At 73.7% G+C, this 17,235-nt stretch carries 10 protein-coding genes and 1 pseudogene; 4 read left to right on the top strand and 7 right to left on the bottom strand.

What is annotated here, in order from left to right:
• A pseudogene (locus tag NH602_RS16125) lies at nt 1-403 on the bottom strand (acetyl-CoA hydrolase); the annotation flags it as partial.
• A 34-nt stretch (nt 404-437) separates the two neighbouring features.
• Between NH602_RS16125 and NH602_RS16120 the strand changes: the two are divergent.
• Nucleotides 438-1,427: a glutathione S-transferase family protein gene (locus NH602_RS16120; protein WP_253068238.1), complete on the top strand. Its 990-nt coding sequence runs from the start codon at nt 438-440 to the stop codon at nt 1,425-1,427.
• A gap of 125 nt (nt 1,428-1,552) precedes the next feature.
• Entirely contained in the window at nt 1,553-2,734 is a 1,182-nt protein-coding gene (locus tag NH602_RS16115; RefSeq protein WP_374210187.1) for a glycoside hydrolase family 3 N-terminal domain-containing protein, read from the top strand.
• 7 nt (nt 2,735-2,741) lie between these two features.
• Here the strand turns inward: NH602_RS16115 and NH602_RS16110 are convergent, their stop codons facing one another.
• Nucleotides 2,742-3,851 (bottom strand): epoxide hydrolase family protein, encoded by a 1,110-nt coding sequence (locus NH602_RS16110; protein ID WP_161151212.1) that lies wholly within the window; start codon nt 3,849-3,851, stop codon nt 2,742-2,744.
• 66 nt (nt 3,852-3,917) lie between these two features.
• Between NH602_RS16110 and NH602_RS16105 the strand changes: the two genes are divergently transcribed.
• Nucleotides 3,918-4,877, top strand: coding sequence for a YafY family protein (locus NH602_RS16105; protein ID WP_100879857.1), 960 nt, complete (start codon nt 3,918-3,920; stop codon nt 4,875-4,877).
• A 58-nt stretch (nt 4,878-4,935) separates the two neighbouring features.
• On the opposite strand, the gene NH602_RS16100 is transcribed toward NH602_RS16105, so the two are convergent.
• The 5 genes from NH602_RS16100 to NH602_RS16080 form a co-directional block, all read right to left on the bottom strand.
• On the bottom strand, nt 4,936-5,703 hold the full coding sequence (locus tag NH602_RS16100) for a beta-ketoacyl-ACP reductase (RefSeq protein ID WP_062400793.1): 768 nt from the start codon (nt 5,701-5,703) through the stop codon (nt 4,936-4,938).
• Nucleotides 5,700-11,321 (bottom strand): biotin carboxylase N-terminal domain-containing protein, encoded by a 5,622-nt coding sequence (locus NH602_RS16095; RefSeq protein WP_253068236.1) that lies wholly within the window; start codon nt 11,319-11,321, stop codon nt 5,700-5,702. Before NH602_RS16095 ends, NH602_RS16100 begins: the two co-directional genes overlap by 4 nt.
• A 184-nt stretch (nt 11,322-11,505) precedes the next feature.
• A complete protein-coding gene (locus NH602_RS16090) occupies nt 11,506-13,455 on the bottom strand; it encodes a 3-oxoacyl-[acyl-carrier-protein] synthase III C-terminal domain-containing protein (protein ID WP_253068235.1) in 1,950 nt (649 codons plus the stop codon).
• Nucleotides 13,456-13,997: 542 nt separating this feature from the next.
• Nucleotides 13,998-15,407: an MFS transporter gene (locus NH602_RS16085; RefSeq protein WP_179762898.1), complete on the bottom strand. Its 1,410-nt coding sequence runs from the start codon at nt 15,405-15,407 to the stop codon at nt 13,998-14,000.
• 165 nt (nt 15,408-15,572) lie between these two features.
• A complete protein-coding gene (locus NH602_RS16080; RefSeq protein WP_179760866.1) occupies nt 15,573-16,745 on the bottom strand; it encodes a citrate/2-methylcitrate synthase in 1,173 nt (390 codons plus the stop codon).
• Nucleotides 16,746-16,814: 69 nt separating this feature from the next.
• Between NH602_RS16080 and NH602_RS16075 the strand changes: the two genes are divergently transcribed.
• Nucleotides 16,815-17,235: helix-turn-helix domain-containing protein (locus tag NH602_RS16075; protein ID WP_253068234.1), on the top strand; the 421-nt coding region annotated here is incomplete at its 3' end.

Raw genomic sequence — 17,235 nt, 5'->3', positions numbered from 1 at the left:
GCGCACCGTCATCTACAAGGGCATGCTCGCCGAACCGCAGGTCGCCGCGGTCGTCGCGGACGACGGTCGCCAGCAGCAGGTCCGGGCGCAGCGGACCGGCCAGCAGCGCCGGCGTCGCCGAGAGCCGGGCCGGGACCCGGTGCGCGCGCCCGGACTCGATCAGCGTCCGCGCTCCCGGCCCCCCGACGACGGTGCGGATGTCGGCGAACGCGTCCGGCTCGAGGTCCGGGGCCGGGCCGGGCACCCAGCCCAGCACGAGCCGCACACCCCCGGCACGGGCCGCGACCGCCGAGAGCGGGCGGGCGAGCGCGTAGGGGAGCCCGCAACCGTCGGCCAGCGCCACCCGGGAACCCGGCGCGACCAGCTCGGACAGACCGCGTGCGAGGTCACCGTCGACGCCCATGCGCCCATCCGACCACAGGGCTAGCGTCGGCGGCATGGGGACCGACCAGGACAGCGGTGAGTTCGTACGGGAGGCGCTCGGGGTGGCCGAGCGGATCACGGCCGACGGGTCGTCGCCGTGGCCGGTCGAGGCGGGCCGCTACCGCCTCGTCGGCGCGCGCGCCTGCCCGTGGGCGAACCGGGTGATCATCACCCGGCGGCTGCTCGGGCTGGAGGACGCGATCTCGATGGGCATCGCGGGCCCGCTGCACGACGAGCGCAGCTGGCGCTTCCACCTCGATCCGGGGAACGTCGACCCCGTGCTCGGCATCGAGTACCTGCGCGAGGCCTACGAGAAGGCCGTCCCCGGCTACGACGAGGGTGTCACCGTCCCTGCCATGGTCGAGGTCGCCTCGGGCAAGGTCGTCACCAACGAGTACACGCTGCTGGAGCGCGACCTGTCGACCCAGTGGCGGGGGCTCCACCGCGACGGCGCCCCGGACCTGTGGACCGACCCGGAGGCGATCGACGAGATCGGGAAGGGGATCTTCCACGACGTCAACAACGGCGTCTACAAGTGCGGGTTCGCCTCGTCCCAGCGCGCCTACGACCGCGCCTACGACGCCCTGTGGTCGCGGATGGACGAGCTGTCCGAGCACCTGTCGACGCGCCGCTACCTGGTCGGTGACTCGATCACCCAGGCCGACATCCGGCTGTGGGTGACCCTGGTCCGCTTCGACGCCGCCTACCACGGCCACTTCAAGGCCAACCGGCACAAGCTCACCGAGCTCCCCGTGCTGTGGGCCTACGCCCGGGACCTGTTCCAGACCCCCGGCTTCGGCGACACCATCGACTTCGAGCAGGTCAAGCAGCACTACTACGGCGTGCACGCGTCGGTGAACCCGACCGGGATCGTCCCGAAGGGGCCCGACACCGCCGGCTGGACGACCGCGCACGGCCGCGAGGAGCTGGGCGGGCGCCCGTTCGGCGACGGCACCCCGCCCGGCCCGCCGCCGGAGTCCGAGCGGGTCCCCGCGGTCGGCTGAGCCCCGCACCCGGCGGAGCGGGTCGGGCCGGGGGAGCCGGTGACCGCGGCGCGGCGGGGACGCCGGGCCGGGACGGGCCTGTCACGATGGTCGCGATGCGAGTGCCTGGACGACCCCACCCCGTGATCCGGCAGCGACGCCGTCGCAGCACCGGACTGCTCACCGCCGCCGTCGTGGGCGCGCTGACGGCGGGGCTCGTCGCCGTCGCCGGGCCGCAGCTCACCGCGAACAGCACCGCCGCCGCCCCGCCGGGTGCACAGCCGCAGGCGGCGCCGGCGGCACAGCCGGACCCGGACACCTGTGCCCCGATGGTGGCGGCGCTGTCCCCGCGCGACCGGCTCGCCCAGCGCCTGATGGTCGGGGTGGACGCCGCCGACCCGGCCGGCGCCACCGCGATCGTGCGGGGGTCGCAGGTCGGCGGGGTGTTCCTCGGCGGCAACGCGACCGCGCTGCTGCAGGACGACCGGCTCGCGGCGCTGCAGAAGGCGTCCCGCACGCCGCTCGCCGTCGCCGTCGACGAGGAGGGCGGCCGTGTCCAGCGCATCGACGAGCTCGACGGCGAGGTCCCCAGCGCCCGGCAGATGGCCGCGTCCGGCAGCCCCGAGGAGGTCACCGGGATCGCCCGCAAGCGCGCCGGACAGCTGAAGGCACGTGGTGTCACCTGGAACCTCGCGCCGTCGGTCGACGTCTCCGACCAGCCGCGCACCGCCGTCATCGGGGACCGCTCGTTCTCCGACGACCCGGCCACCGTCACCCGCTACGCCGCGGCCTGGGCCGAGGGACAGCAGGCCGGCGGGGTGTTCGGGGTCCTCAAGCACTTCCCCGGCCACGGGCACAGCTCCGGTGACTCGCACAAGGGCTCGGTGAGCACTCCGCCGCTGGACCAGCTGCGTGCCGGTGACCTCCGGCCCTACTCCGACCTCGTCGGACCGGGGAAGCCGCTCGACGGGCGGGTCGGGGTCATGCTCGGCCACCTCGACGTCCCGGGCCTGACCACCGACGTGCCCACCAGCATCGCCCCGGCCGCCTACCGGCTGCTGCGCGAGGACTACCGGTTCGACGGCCTCGCCATGACCGACGACCTCGGTGCGATGAAGGCGATCACCGATCGCTTCGGGCTCGCCGAGGCCACCACCCGGGCCCTGACCGCCGGCGCGGACATGGCGCTGTTCTCCAACGTCACCCCGGTCGCCCCGCTTCTCGACGCCGCGGAGAAGGCGCTGGCCGAGGGGCGGATCACGGCGCAGGCCAACGACACCGCCGTCGCGCGGGTGCTGGCGGCCAAGGGGCTCTGCAGCCGCGGCTGAGCGCCCCTCAACCGGCGAAGAACGCCCGGATGTCGGCCGCCACGTCGGCCGGCCGCTCCAGGGCGGCGAAGTGCCCGCCCTCGTCGAAGGTGCTCCAGTGCTCGATCCGGCTGTTGTCGCGCTCGGCGAACACCCGGACGGTCCGGAAGTCCGAGGCGAACACGGCCACCCCGGTCCGGGCGTGGTTCACCCGCGGCTCCGCGCCGGCGCGTGCGTCCTCGAAGTAGATCCTGGCCGAGGTCGCCGCGGTGTTGGTCAGCCAGTACAGCGACACCTGGGTCAGCAGCTGGTCACGGGTCACCAGCGCGGTGCCGTTGCCGAAGGACGCGAACAGCTCGGAGTAGGCCAGCTGCCCGACCGGTGAGTCGGCCAGCGCCGCGCCGATCGTCTGCGGGCGGGAGGCGTTCATCCCGTTGTAGCCGCCGACCGAGGAGAACCACTGCATGAACTCCAGCGCGGCGTGGTCGTCCGGTCCCAGCCGCTCGAACTCGGCCGGGTCGCCCGACGGGAACGAGAACAGCTGCAGCACGTGCAGCCCGAGGAACCCGGGCGGGTCGAGCAGGCCCAGCTCCCGCGCGACGAGCGCCCCGGCGTCGCTGCCGTGCGCCCCGTAGGAGGGGTAGCCGAGCCGGCGCATCAGGGTGTCCAGCGTCGCGGCGATCCGGGCGGTGGTCCAGCCGCCCTCGGCGAGCGGGGTGCTGAAGCCGAACCCGGGCAACGAGGGCACCACCACCGAGCAGGCGTCCTCGGCGCGGCCGCCGTGCGCGACCGGGTCGGTCAACGGGCCGATCACGTCGAGGAACTCCGCGAACGAGCCGGGCCAGCTGTGCAGCAGCAGCACCGGCGTCGCGCCGGGCTCGGCCGAGGGGACGTGCAGGTAGTGCAGGACCTGGCCGTCGATCTCGGTGCGGTACTGCGGGTGGGCGTTCATCCGGGCCTCCTGGGCCCGCCAGTCGAACCCGTCGCGCCAGTACGCGACGGTCGCGGCCAGCCACGCGTCCGGGGTGCCGTAGGTCCAGTCGTCTCCCGGCGCGGGACGGGGCAACCGGGTGCGGGACAGACGGTCGGCGAGGTCGTCGAGGTCGGACTGCGGGATCTGCACGGTGAACGGCGTCATGGGTACTACGGTGCCGGTTGAACAGGCACGTTCCCTTCCTGTTCGCGACCGGATCCGGAGGTTCTCGTGGCCGACACCGCCGCCCGCATGCTCGCGCTCCTCGGGCTGCTGCAGAGCCGGCCGGAGTGGACCGCGCCGGAGCTGGCGGAGCGGCTCGGCGTCAGCACCCGCACCATCCGCAACGACGTCGCCCGGCTCCGCGGACTCGACTACCCGGTGCACGCCGTCCGTGGCGGCGCCGGGCACTACCGGCTCGGGCCCGGCGCGCGGCTGCCCCCGCTGCAGCTCGACGACGCCGAGGCCGTCGCCGTGGCGATCGGGCTGCGCACCGTGAGCGCGAGCGGCGGGCGGCTGGGGGACAGCGGCGACCGCGTCCTGGCCAAGCTCGACCAGGTGCTCCCGGACCGGCTGCGCCGCCGCGTCGCCGCGATCCACGACGGCACCGTCGCGGGGCCGCGCAACACCGACACCGTCGACCCGGATCCGGAGGTCGACCCGGCGGTGCTCACCGAGCTCGCCACCGCGATCCGCGACCACACCTGCGTGCGGCTCGACCTGCCCGGGCAGGAGTGGCCGGTCACGGTCGAGCCGTACCGGATGGTCTCCTGGCAGGGCCGCTGGTACCTGGTCGGGCGGCTCGACGGCGGGTGGCGGACGTGGCGGGTCGACCTGGTCCGCCCGCGCACGGCGACCGGCCGCCGGTTCGTCCCGGACCCGCTGCCCGGCGGGGACTACCCGGCCCTGGTCCTGCGGGAGGCCGCGTCGACCGGGTGGCAGGTGCACGTCCGCATCACCGTCGACGCACCGGCGGCGACGGTGCTCGCCCGGATCAACCCGGCCGTCGGCGCGGTCGAGGAGGTCGACGACACGCACTGCGTCCTCGTGACGGGGGCGGACAGCATCGAGACCGTCGCGGTGTACATCGGGCTGCTCGACCTGGACTTCCACGTCACCGAGCCACCGGAGCTGGTGGCGCGGCTGCGCGCACTGGCCGACCGCTACACCCGGGCGACCACGGGCCCCTGAGCACGCACGAGGGCCCCGCACGACACTGTGCGAGGCCCTCGGCCGGGGAGAACGACGGTCAGGACGCCATGTCCAGCCCGCCGTTCACGCTGATCACCGAGCCGGTCACGTAGCCGGCGCGGTCGTCGACGAGGAACTGCACGGCGCGGGCGATCTCGTCGGCCTGGCCGAGGCGGCCGACCGGGATCTTCGAGACGATCTTCTCGAGCGCCTTCTCCGGCACGGCGGCGACCATCTCGGTCTCGATGAAGCCCGGCGCGACGCAGTTGACGGTGACGCCCTTGCGGGCGACCTCCTGGGCCAGCGACTTCGAGAAGCCGATCAGGCCGGCCTTCGACGAGGCGTAGTTGGCCTGGCCCATCGCGCCGGTCTGGCCGATCACCGAGGAGATGTTCACGATCCGGCCGAACTCGTTGCCGGTCATGTGCTCCAGCACGGCCTTGGTCATGTAGAACGCGCCGGACAGGTTGATCCGCAGCACGGCGTGCCAGTCGTCGACGGTCAGCTTGCGGACGGTCTTGTCGACGGTGATGCCGGCGTTGTTGATCAGGTAGTCGACGCGGCCCCGCTGCTCCAGGACCTCGGTGACGACCCGCTGGCAGTCCTCGGGCGAGCCGACGTTGCCCTGGTGCACCGAGATCGACGCGCCCTCGGCCTCCAGCTTGCCCTTCAGCTCGTCGGCGGCCTTGGAGTTCGACGAGTACCCCGCGGCGACGTGCACCCCGGTGCGGGCCAGCGCGGTGGTGATCGCGGCGCCGATCCCGCGCGCACCCCCGGTCACGATGGCGACGCGCTGCTCCGGGTGGGTATCGGTGATCGCGGTCATGCGTTTCCTCCAAGGGTGTCGAGAGTGCGCTTCATGCCCCGCTGGACCGCGTCGGCCAGGTACGGCCGGAGCTGGTCGGGGGAGACGATCCGGTGCACCGAGCCGACGGACTGCGCCCGCTCGATGGAGTGCTTGGTGTCGAACTCGTCCGCGACCTGGCCGAGCTTCTCGGAGCGGACGTCGGGGCGGAGCGTGGCGAGGTCGCCGCGCAGCCGTGCCGCCGTCGCCTCGTCCCCGTCGGTGACGGCCTGCTTGATCCGGGTCTCCAGGTCGGTGACCCGCTCGTCCTTGGCGGTGCGGTCGTTGACCTCGCCGGCGAACACGACGGCCGCGGCGGGCGCCCCGCCGAGCACGGAGGCGTAGGAGCCGGTGATCGCGGCGACCTCCATGTTGTCGTTCAGCGTTCCGGAGAACACCACGAACGCGCCGCCGTGGTAGCGGGAGACCACGCAGAACACGATCGGGCCGTCGAAGTTGACGATGGCCCGGCCGATCTCGGCGCCGTTCTCCAGCTGCAGGCCGCGCAGCGACTCCGGCGAGCCGTCGAAACCGGACAGGTTCGCCAGGACGACCAGCGGCCGGTTGCCCGACGCGGCGTTGATGGCCCGCGCGCACTTGCGCGACGAGCGCGGGAACAGCGTCCCGGCGGTGAACTGCGACGGCCCGTCGACCGGGCGCGGCCCGCGCCGCGGCAGCGGCCGCGACTCGATGCCGATCATCGCGATCGGCTGGCCGCCGAGGTGGGCGTCGAGCGCGACGACCGAGTCGGCGTCGTGCATGTCGGCCCACCGCTCCGACGTCGGGTGGTCGGCGTCGGCGACGCCGCGCAGCACCGAGCGGATGTCGAACGGCTTCTTCCGCTCCCGGTTGGTCTCCGGCGCCCAGATCTCGCCGAGCGTGGTGAAGTCGCAGTTCGGCCCGGAGTGCGGCGCCGTGGTGACGTCGCGGGAGACCGGGTCGGTGGTCGGCGCGGGTCGCGGGAACCGCTCGCCCGGCTGGGTCCAGGTGTGGGCGTAGTGCTGCAGCAGAACGCCCACGGCGCCGCCCAGGTCCGGCGCCCAGTACTGCGCCTGCCCGTTCGGGCCCATGATCCGGTCGTAGCCGCCGATGCCGAAGTTGTCCTCGGCCGAGACGCCGCCGGAGAAGTCCAGCGAGTGCTTGCCGGTCAGCACCATGGCCGAGTCCGGCGTCATCACCAGGATGCCCCTGGTGTGCATGAGCATCGTCGCCTCGGCGTTCCAGTAGGGCTGGGCGCCGACGTTGATGCCGGTGACGACGACGTTGATCTCCCCGCCGTCCTGGGTGAACTCGATGATCCCGCGCAGCACCCGGGAGATCCAGTCCATGTTCTCGGTACCGGAGTCCATCGCGATCTTCGCGCCGGCCGAGACGGCGAACCACTCGATCGGCACGTCCAGCTCACGGGCCAGGTGGATCGCGGCCATCACGCGGCGGCACTCCGGCTCGGCGATCGCGCCGAGTGCCCGGGTCGGGTCGCCGAGCAGCACGACCCGCTTCATCCCGTCCGGGTAGCGCCGGGTCGGCACCGAGACGACGCCGAGCACCAGGTTGGCGCTGTTGCCGCCGGGGGCGCGGTCGACCGGCACCGGCAGCGCCGGGTCGGCCGGGTCGACGAGGTCGTACTCCTGCCAGGTGCCCGGGCCGGCGTCGACCGGGGCGGTGAGCAGCGGGACGATCTCGTACGGGTAGACGGCGCCGCGGCGACGGGCCTTGAGCACCTTCTGGTCGTAGGCGTCGAGCTCGCGCATCGGCTCGGTCGGGGGCTGGTCGAGCTTGACCGTGAGCCCCGCGCCGGGCGGGCGCGACATGCGCAGCAGCATCGAGCGCGGACCGCCCTGGCCGCCGGTGACCTGCGGGTCGGCGGTGCGGAACTCGACGAGGACCTGCTCCAGACCGAGGTTGGCCGTGCGCGGCGCGAGCCGGCGGACCACCGAGTCCAGCTCGGCGAGCGGGACGTCGACCTCCGGCCACACGTAGAGCGCGATCCGGTTCCACGACATCCGGGCGAGGGTGCGGTCCCCGGCGCGTGCGGCACGCAGCGAGTTGATGCAGGCGTCGAGCGCGCGCTCGAACTGCGGCAGCGAGCGGACCTTCCCGGTCTCCTCGTCGCGCAGCACGGTCAGCTCGCGGACATCGGCCATCGCGACCAGCCGGTCGTCGGCGGTGACCTCGCGGCCGGTGGCCCGGAACAGGTGCACGTCGGTGGCGGCGGGCAGCCGGTGCAGCTCGAAGTTGCGGAAACGCCACAGCCGCAGCCGGTCCGCGACCAGCGGGTGCATGCCCCGCAGCGTGCGGTCCTCGACCAGCTCGCCGGTCTCGTCGGGCCGGAAGGTGAACCAGGTCGGCGGCTCGGCCTCCTCGCTCGCCGTCCCCGCGGCGCGCGGGTTCGGGCGGACGGCGACGGCGACCCGGTGCAGGTGCGCGGGCACCTTCCCCAGTGCGGCGCGGACGCGCTCGGCGCGGGCGTCGGGGTCACCGCCGTCGTCGGCCTTGGTCGAGGTGACGTAGAGGTCGACGAGCGCGGTGCGGTCCCCGTCGAGCTCGCCGACGCGGCGGCGCAGCTCGTCGGACACGGCCTGCGCGGCGGCCGGGTCGTTGTTGTCGATCACCGAGGCGAAGACCGTGCGGTCCCGGCCCAGGTGCTGGTAGCGGGCGGTCAGCAGCGGCTTGCCCGCGTGCTCGACGAGCTCCAGGTCGCGCAGCACCCGCACCCGGTAGTAGCGCCGGGTCATGACCTCGAGCAGCACGGCGTCGTGCCGCTCCCCGAACACGCCCAGGATCGGCTCCGAGGACCCGACGAGGGTGTCGATCCGGCGGGCCCGGTCCGCGGTCTCCGGGTCCGAGGCGAGCACGTCCAGGCTCTCCCGGACCTCGGCCAGCGCCCGGTCCCGCTCGGCGGCGACGACCGGGGCGTCGAACGCCCGGTAGCGGGCCAGCCGCGCGGTGTCCCCGACGACGGGGTGCCGCAGCTGGGTGGCGACGACGACCTCGTCGAGGGTGCGCAGGTAGTCCTCGCGCGCCGCGGGGGAGAGGTTCGCGACCGACTCCGGGTGGCGCAGCCGCCAGTTCAGCAGGTCCAGCACGACCGGCACCTGCTGCGGCGCGCGGCGGTGGGCCAGGAACATGCGGTACAGCGCCGGGCCCAGGTCGTCGGCACGGCCGGTCCCGCCGTCGATCTCGGTGACGCCGTAGTGGGCCAGCGCCCGGCGCAGCTTGGCCTGGAACGACTCGGGCAGGCCCTCGTCGTCGGCGTCGCGGGAGCGCAGGTAGGCGTAGAGGTACTCCTGCGGGTTGCGCTCGGTCTCGCCGGTCTCGTCGTCGGTCTCGGACCGGTTGCGCGAGAGCTGGCACAGGTCGGCGAAGATCTGCAGGACGGCGGTCTCCCCGGCCAGCACGGCCGGGTCGTCGGCGGCCAGCTGGTCGCGGGCGGCGGCGAGGCGGCGCAGCTGCGGGCGGGCCTGGCGCTCGTCGACGTCGAAGCCCAGCACCTGGAAGCGCAGCGCGGACAGCGCGTCGGCCGCGGTCGCGGCGGCGTCGGTGTCGGCGCCGGCCGCGGCGAACGCGGACAGGTCGGCGCGCTCCCCGCTGGGGCCTGCTGCGTCCGCGTCGGCCGACGGCTCCAGCCGCACGAGCTTGGTGCCGCCGTCGACCTGGGTGTTGGCCGGGACGAGGATCTCGGCGACGGTGCCGTCGAACGGCGCCCGCAGCGAGGTCTCCAGCTTCATCGACTCGACGATGGCGAGGGTGTCGCCCTCGGACACGGTCTGGCCCGCGGTGACCGGCAGCGCGACGACCATCGCCGGGGCGGGGGCGCGGACGATGCCGGCCTCGCCGCCGGAGATGCGGTGCACGGCGCCGTCGACCTCGACGAGGTAGTCCGCCTCCTGCGCGACCGACAGCACGGTCCAGGACAGGTCGCCGACGGTGAGCCGGCGCTCGTAGGCGCCGTTGCGCTCGACGTCGACGTCGACCGACACGCCGTCCAGCTCGACGGTGTAGCGGCCGGCGCGGGTGCGGGCGACCGTCAGCTTGTAGGACTGCCCGGCGACGGTGACGTCGGTCTGGTGCCAGGTCTCGTAGCCCACCTCGGGCCGGCCGGCCTCGGCGGAGCGGAACAGCCGCTCCTGCTGGCGGGCGACGTGGCCGTCGTGGCTCTGCACGGCGGTGGCGAGCAGCGCGACGTCGAGGCGGCGCGGCGGCGCGTAGCCGTCGGCCATCATCGTGTCGAGCCAGGTGGTCTGCAGCTCGCCCGAGCGGAACTCGTCGCGGTCGAGCAGGTCCAGCAGGAACGCCTTGTTCGTGGAGCCGCCGTCGATCACCGCGGAGGTCTGGCGCAGCGCACGGGACAGCCGCGCGCGGGCCTCGTCGCGGTCGCGGCCCCACGCGATCACCTTGGCGATCATGGAGTCGAACTGCGGCGGGATGACGTCACCCGCGGCGACGCCGGTGTCGACCCGGATGCCCGGACCGGACGGCAGCGCCAGGTGCTCGATGCGCCCCGGGGCGGGCGCGAACTCGCGCTCCGGGTCCTCGGCGGTCAGCCGGGCCTCGATCGCCCAGCCCTGGGCCGCCGGGACCCCGCGTGCGACCTCGGCGAGGGTGCCGCCCGCGGCGACGTGCAGCTGCAGCTTCACGATGTCGACGCCGGTGCACGCCTCGGTGACCGGGTGCTCGACCTGCAGCCGGGTGTTGACCTCGAGGAAGGAGAGGAGCTTCTCCTCGGGCTGGTAGAGGAACTCGACGGTGCCGGCGTTGACGTAGCCCGCGGCGCGGGCCAGCTCGGCGGCCGAGCTGCGCAGCAGCGCCTCCTGCTCGGCGTCGAGTGCGGTGGACGCCGACTCCTCGATGACCTTCTGGTTGCGCCGCTGCACCGAGCAGTCGCGTACCCCGAGGGTCCAGACGTCGCCGGTGGCGTCGGCGACGACCTGCACCTCGACGTGCCGTCCGCCCGACACCGCGCGCTCCAGGAACACGGTCGCGTCCCCGGCGGTCCTCGACGCCTCCGACGCGGCCCGCTCGAAGGCCTCGTCGAGCTGCTCGGGGCCCGGCACGTAGCGGATGCCGCGTCCCCCGCCGCCCGCGGTCGCCTTCACCATCAGCGGGTAGCCGACGGTCTCGGCGGCCTTGCGCGCCGTCTCGACGTCGGCCACCGGACCGCCGGACCACGGCGCCATCGGGACGCCGACCGACTCGGCCAGCTGCTTGGAGGCGATCTTGTCCCCGAGCCGGCGCATCACCTCGGCCGACGGGCCGACGAAGGTGATCCCCAGCCGCTCGCACAGCTCGGCGAAGTCGGCCTTCTCCGACACGAAGCCCCAGCCCGGCCAGACCGCGTCGGCGCGGGTGGCGCGCAGCGCGCGCTCCAGCTCGGCGTGGTCGAGGTAGGGGCTGGTGCCCATGTGGTCCGGGTCGTCCGGCCCGATCAGGACGGCCTCGTCGGCCTCACGGACGTACATCGCCCGCCGGTCGACGGCGGTGTGCAGCGCGATCGTGCGCAGGCGGCGGTCGGGCCCGTTCTGGGCGTTCCACTCACGGACGGCGTTGATCAGCCGCATGGCGGGTTCGCCGCGGTTGACGATGGCGATGCGCGAGAACATGGCTGGGCTTCACTGCTCCTACGGGTGCTGCGACGGGACGGCGGCGGTGTGCCGCATCGACATCGTCGTCGTGCGGTCGGCGGGTCGGTGCGGACGGTGGCCCGGTCGGTGCCGGAATGCGGGCGGGCTCACCTCTCGGACAGGGATCTTCCCGCCCACTGTGGCCCGTGTCACCCGGTCGTGGCTACTCGCCGAAGGCGATGCGGACGTCGTCCGAGGTCGGGGCGACGGCCGGCTCGGCCAGTGCGGCGGCGGTCGGGTCCAGGTGGACCTCCGGTGCCATCACGGCCGGGTCGACCTCCAGCACCGCGTAGCCGCCCACCGCTCCGGCCCCGAAGCCGGGCGCGAAGACCCGGGTCCGGCCGGACACGACGCCGTCGGCCACGGAGTCGAACAGCGCGATCGGGATGGACGCCGCGGAGACGTTCCCCATCGACTCGATGTTGAAGTACAGCTGGTCGGCCGAGAGCCCCGCCTTGCCCGCCAGCTGCAGGATCATCGTCTTGTTGGCCTGGTGCGGGACGATCAGGTCGACGGCGTCGAGCATCGAGCCCTCGCCGTCGGGGCCGGCCTGCTCGGTGAGCTCGCCGATCATCTGCGACAGGTAGCGGGCGACGAGCGCCTTGACCTCGGGGCCGTAGACGGTGATGTCGTTGTCGAACTCGGGGTTCGGCCAGATGATCGAGTTCACCTGGGTGTCCGGGCCCGACGCGTAGGTCTGCAGCAGGTCGATGTCGCCGCGCTCGCCCTCGGCGGCCGGGGCGATCACCATCGCGGCCGCGCCGTCACCGAAGATCATCCGCGAGGTGCGGACGTTGCCGATCTTGTCGGAGAACTTCTCGACGCAGACCAGCAGGACCGGCCGGTTCACCTCCTGCAGCTGGCGCACGGCCTCGGACAGGCCGTAGGGCAGCCCGGCGCAGGCGGCGACGATGTCGGCCGAGCAGTGCGTCTGGAGCAGCCCGAGCCGCCCGGACAGCCACGTCGACAGCGACGGGATGAGCCGCTCGCTGGTGCAGGTGGCGACGAGTACGGCGCCGATCTCGGAGCGGTCACGGCCGGAGTGCTCCAGCGCGCGTACCGCGGCGGCCCAGGCCAGGTCCTCGATGTCCAGCTCGGTGTAGCGGCGCTGGTCGATCCCGGTCTTGGCGGAGATCTCGTCGGCGCTCATCGGCGACCAGGAGAACGCGGAGTTGCGGACGACGTCGTCGTTGGAGCAGACGTGTTCGCCCCGTACGACGGCGAGCGCCTCGACCTTCGGCTGCACCGCGAACGCCTCACGGACCCGGATCGGCGGCAGCGGGGTGGCGGGCTCGACCGGGTCGGACTGGGTCGAGATCCGGCCCCGGCGCGCCGGACGGGTGCCGGTGGCGCGGTCCAGGAACTGCTCGACGTCGCGGTTGCGGGGGTGGAAGGCGATGACGTACTCGTCGTCGCCGATCTCGTCGGCGGTCCGCAGCTCGGTGGCGGCACGGTCCCAGGGGTACTGGTTGTGCAGCACCATGGCCCAGCGGGTCAGGGCCTCGAGCTCGGGACGCTCGGCGTGGGCGTCGAGGATCTCGGTGAAGGAGAAGACCGGGTAGTCCGGGTCGTGCTGCGGCACGACGAAGGTCTGCGCCCCCGGTGTGGTGAGGAACTGCTCGACGGTCGGCTTGACGGCCGGCAGCTCGGTCGCGTGGTGGCGACGGTTGCCGTAGACGTCGAAGAGGAGGTCGAAGATGCGGCGCTCGGTCGCCTCGTCCCAGGTGCTGGGGAGCGCGGCGAAGGCGTCGGCGACGGCCCGGACCTTCTTGTCACCGTCGCGCCACGGGGTGAGCAGCGGGAGGAATACGTCGCTCCGGTGGCGGGGGAGGTCACGCCAGCGGGTCGGACGCTTCTCGAACATGGTGAGCGTGTACCGGTTGACCCAGAACAGGTTCTGGCTCATGTCGCGCAGCAGTGCGAAGCGGCTCTCGTAGGCGCCGCTGGTGACCCGCTCGAGGATGTCGGTGCCGGTGGGCGCCTTTGCCTCGAAATCGCGACCGACGATGGCGGTGAACTGCTCCATATCGTCGATGACGGAGAAGTCGAGTTCTCCGAGAAAATTGGCGGGAAAGACCAGTCGGTCGTGGTTGTTGACCACGAACGGTTTCATGTGACGACCTCCAGCAGCGGCGTCGACCGGCGGAATCGCCAGGCGGGACGCGGTGCGGCCTGGTCGATCGGATCGGTTGCGGTGCCTGCAACGCTATCGATGAACAGTCACGATCGGAATGTGATCCAGCCGCCGAGTGTGCGCTCTCACGGATGGTCGGTCAACTCGGACTGTTACCGGCGAGAATGTTACCGGTCGGTTCTACTCGTCGGTTCCCCGAAAGAATTCCGCAGATCCGCAGGTTGGCGGGCGGAGGTCGTCCACAATGGAATGATCACCGGGCGTGGCCGGTCGGTCCCGACGCGTGCACATGCAGGCGGGAGCGTGGTCGTCGGCGTCACAGCCCGCGCGGCGATCGTCACCCGCACCTGGCGGGGTCCACCATCGTCCGAACGGGGGAGGACGGTGTCGAGCCTCCGATGTGGACGGTCATGCACGGGGTCGCGACGGGCGGGCCGGACCGGCGGGCGGCATCCGGGAGGGAATGCGTCGGCGGAATGCGGTCGCCGTTTCCGGGTCACCGTTCCCGGGTGGTCCGGTGCTCAGCCGTGGGCGGTGGCCGGGGCCGGGGCCGGGGCCGTCTCCGCCGCCGGTGCGGGCGTGAGCAGCACCAGCACCGTGGCGAGCAGCCCGGCGGCGCCCGCCGCGACGAAGGAGATCGTGTACGCCGTCGCCGAGGGGGGTCCGCCGTCGCCGAGCACGTAGGTCGCCGTCACGGCCGCGACGACCGCGGTGCACGAGCTCGTGCCGAGCTGGCGGGCCAGGGTGTTGAGGCTGTTCGCCGCGGCGGTCTCCGACTCCGGCACCGCACGCATGATCGTCAGCGGGATCGCCGAGTAGGCGAGCGCGGCGCCGACCGCGGCCACGGTGGAGGCGGCCATCAGCAGCGGCACCGTCGAGGGCATCGCGGCGAAGGCGAAGTTGCCCGCCCCCAGCAGGAGCGTGCCGATCACCAGCGTGGTGCGCGGGCCGCGCAGCCGCGACAGCCGCGCCGAGGCCGAGGAGAACACCACCATCGACCCGCCCATCGGCAGCAGCACCAGCCCGGCGACGACGAGCGAGAGCCCGAACCCGTAGCCGGTCGTGACCGGTGCCTGGAGGATCTGGGTGGCGAGCACGAAGCCGGCGAACATCGCGAAGCCCACCAGCACCGAGGCCAGGTTGGTGAGCAGCACCGCGGGCCGGGCCGAGACCCGCAGGTCCACCAGCGGTGCGGCGACGCGCAGCTCGTACCGGACGGTCACGGCCACCAGCACCACGGTGCCGGCGAACAGGCCGAGCACGGTCGGGGAGGCCCAGCCCCAGTCGTTGCCCTTGGAGATCGCCAGCAGCAGGCACACCAGCGCCCCGCCGACGCCGAGCGCCCCGGGCACGTCGAACCGGCCGCCGGTGCGCAGCCGTGACTCGGTCACCAGCCACCGGACCAGCAGGATCTGCACGACGCCGAGCACCGCGGCCCCGGCGAACAGCCAGCGCCAGCTCGCGAACTGGGCGACGACGCCGGTGATCGGCAGCCCGATGGCCCCGCCGAAGCCGAGTGAGGACGACATCAGCCCGACCCCGGACCCGACCCGGTCGGCGGGCAGGACGTCGCGCATCAGGCTCATCCCGAGCGCGATCACCCCGAACGCGGCGCCCTGCAGCACCCGGGCGACGAGCAGCAGCCCGATCCCGGGCGCCAGCGCGCCGAGCAGCGACCCCACCCCGACCAGGCCGAGCGCGACCAGCAGCATCCGCCGCTTGCCGAACATGTCGCCGAGCCGCCCCAGCACCGGCGCCGACACCGCGCCGGCGACCAGGTTGGCGGTGATCAGCCACGACGCCGTCGACCCGCTGACGTCGAGCAGCTCCGGGAACCGCGGGAGCAGCGGGACGACCATGGTCTGGACCAGCGAGACGAGCAGCCCGCAGGAGGCCAGGACGGCGATCGCGACGCCGGGGCGTGGCGGCACCGGTGCGGATCCCTCGGGGTGGGTGCTCTCGGGCTGCTGGTGCGGACGGCGTGCCCGGAACACTCGACCTCCGTGGTGGGTGACAGATCGTGCCGGCGGACGACCCCGCTGAAGCGGGAGTCACCCATCAGATGAGCATGCCGGTCACCCGTCCGGCAAGCCGGGTCACCTCCCGCGTGCGGGGACCGGCTCGGGCGGCGGCGGGCCGTCGTAGACCGCGGAGGGCCGGATCAGGCGTCGCTGCGCGGCCTGCTCCAGTACGTGCGCGCACCAGCCGACGACCCGGCTGACCGCGAACGTCGGCGTGAACATGCTGCGGGGGATCCCGCAGCCCTCCATCACCACGCCCGCGTGGAACTCGACGTTCGCGAACAGCGGGTGGTCCGGGCGCAGCTCCGCGAGGGTGGCGGCCACCCGCCGTTCGACGTCGGCGGCCCGCGCGGGCAGCGGTCCGCCCAGCTCCGCGGCGACCTCGCGCAGCAGTGCCGAGCGCGGGTCCGGCCCGCGGTAGACGGCGTGGCCGAACCCCATGATCCGCATCCCCGCGGCGAGCCGGTCGGCCACCCAGCGCTCCGGCGAGCCGCCGGCATCGCGGTCGATCGCGTCGAGGCTCTCCAGCGCCCGGTCGGGGGCACCGCCGTGCAGCGGCCCGGCGAACGCCCCGAGCGCGGCGACCACGCAGGACGCGACGTCGGCGCCGGTGGAGGCGACCACCCGGGCGGTGAAGGTGGAGGCGTTGAAGCCGTGGTCCACCGTCGCGACGAGGTAGGCGTCGAGCGCGCGGACGTGCGCCGGCGCGGGCTCGGCCCCGTCCAGCATCCACAGCCAGTTCGCGGCGGAGGACAGGTCGGTGCGCGGCCCGACCGGGTCGAGGCCGTGCCGCAGCCGGTGCAGCGCGGCGAGGACGGTCGGTGTCGCGGCGCAGACGGTGGCGGCGTCGCGGGTGCCCGCCGCCGGGTCGTCCCAGAGCGGGCGCATCCCGTGCTGCGGGCCGAGCAGCGACAGCGCGGTGCGCAGCCCGGCGAGCAGGTCGGGCCCGCAGGCGTCGGCGATCGCGGGCAGCTGCGCGGCGACGGCGTCGGGCAGCGCCCGGCGCTCCGCGGTGGCGGCGGCGAACTCCGCGGCCTCGCCCGCGTCCGGGAGACGGCCGTGGACGAACAGGAACCACACGTCGTCGAAGGTGCGGGTGCGCGCGAGGTCGACCGCGGAGTACCGGCTGTAGTGGTAGAAGCCCTCGTCGCCGCGGACGTCCCCGATGCGCGTGCTGGTGACGGCGACGCCGCGCAGGCCCGGTGGGACCTGCCCGGCGGCGGCGCCGATGCTGTCGGTGCTGGTCATGACCGGACCGTCCGCTCGTCGGGAACCATTGTCAATATTGATCCAGTCAATGTTGATACAGTCCACGTCGTGGAGTACCTGACCGTCGCCGAGACCGCGGAACGCCTCGGGGTGAAGCGGGAGACCGTGTACGCCTACGCCAGCCGCGGGCTGCTGACCAGCGTGCGTGGCGCGCAGCGGCGGGGCAGCCGGTTCGCCCAGGACGAGGTGGAGGCCCTCGCCGCGCGCGGCCGCGAGTCGGGCGAGCCGTCCGGGACGGTCGAGCGCATCAGGACGCGGATCACACTCGTCGCCGACGGCGGGCCGTGGTTCCGCGGGCGGGCGGTGCCCGCGCTCGCGGGGTCGGAGGACCTCGAGCACGTCGCGGCGCTGCTGTGGGAGGTCCCCGGCCGGGTGCCGTTCGACGCCGACCCGGACCTGCTCGCCCCGGCGCGTGCCGTGCTCGCCGCCGCCCCCGCCGGGGCCCGGGCGACCGACCGGTTCCAGATCG

The organism is Pseudonocardia sp. McavD-2-B (assembly GCF_024124365.1).
GTDB classification, from domain to species: Bacteria; Actinomycetota; Actinomycetes; order Mycobacteriales; family Pseudonocardiaceae; genus Pseudonocardia; species Pseudonocardia alni.
Note: the sequence above shows the minus strand (reverse complement) of the source record. Positions and strands in the feature narration are given on the sequence as shown.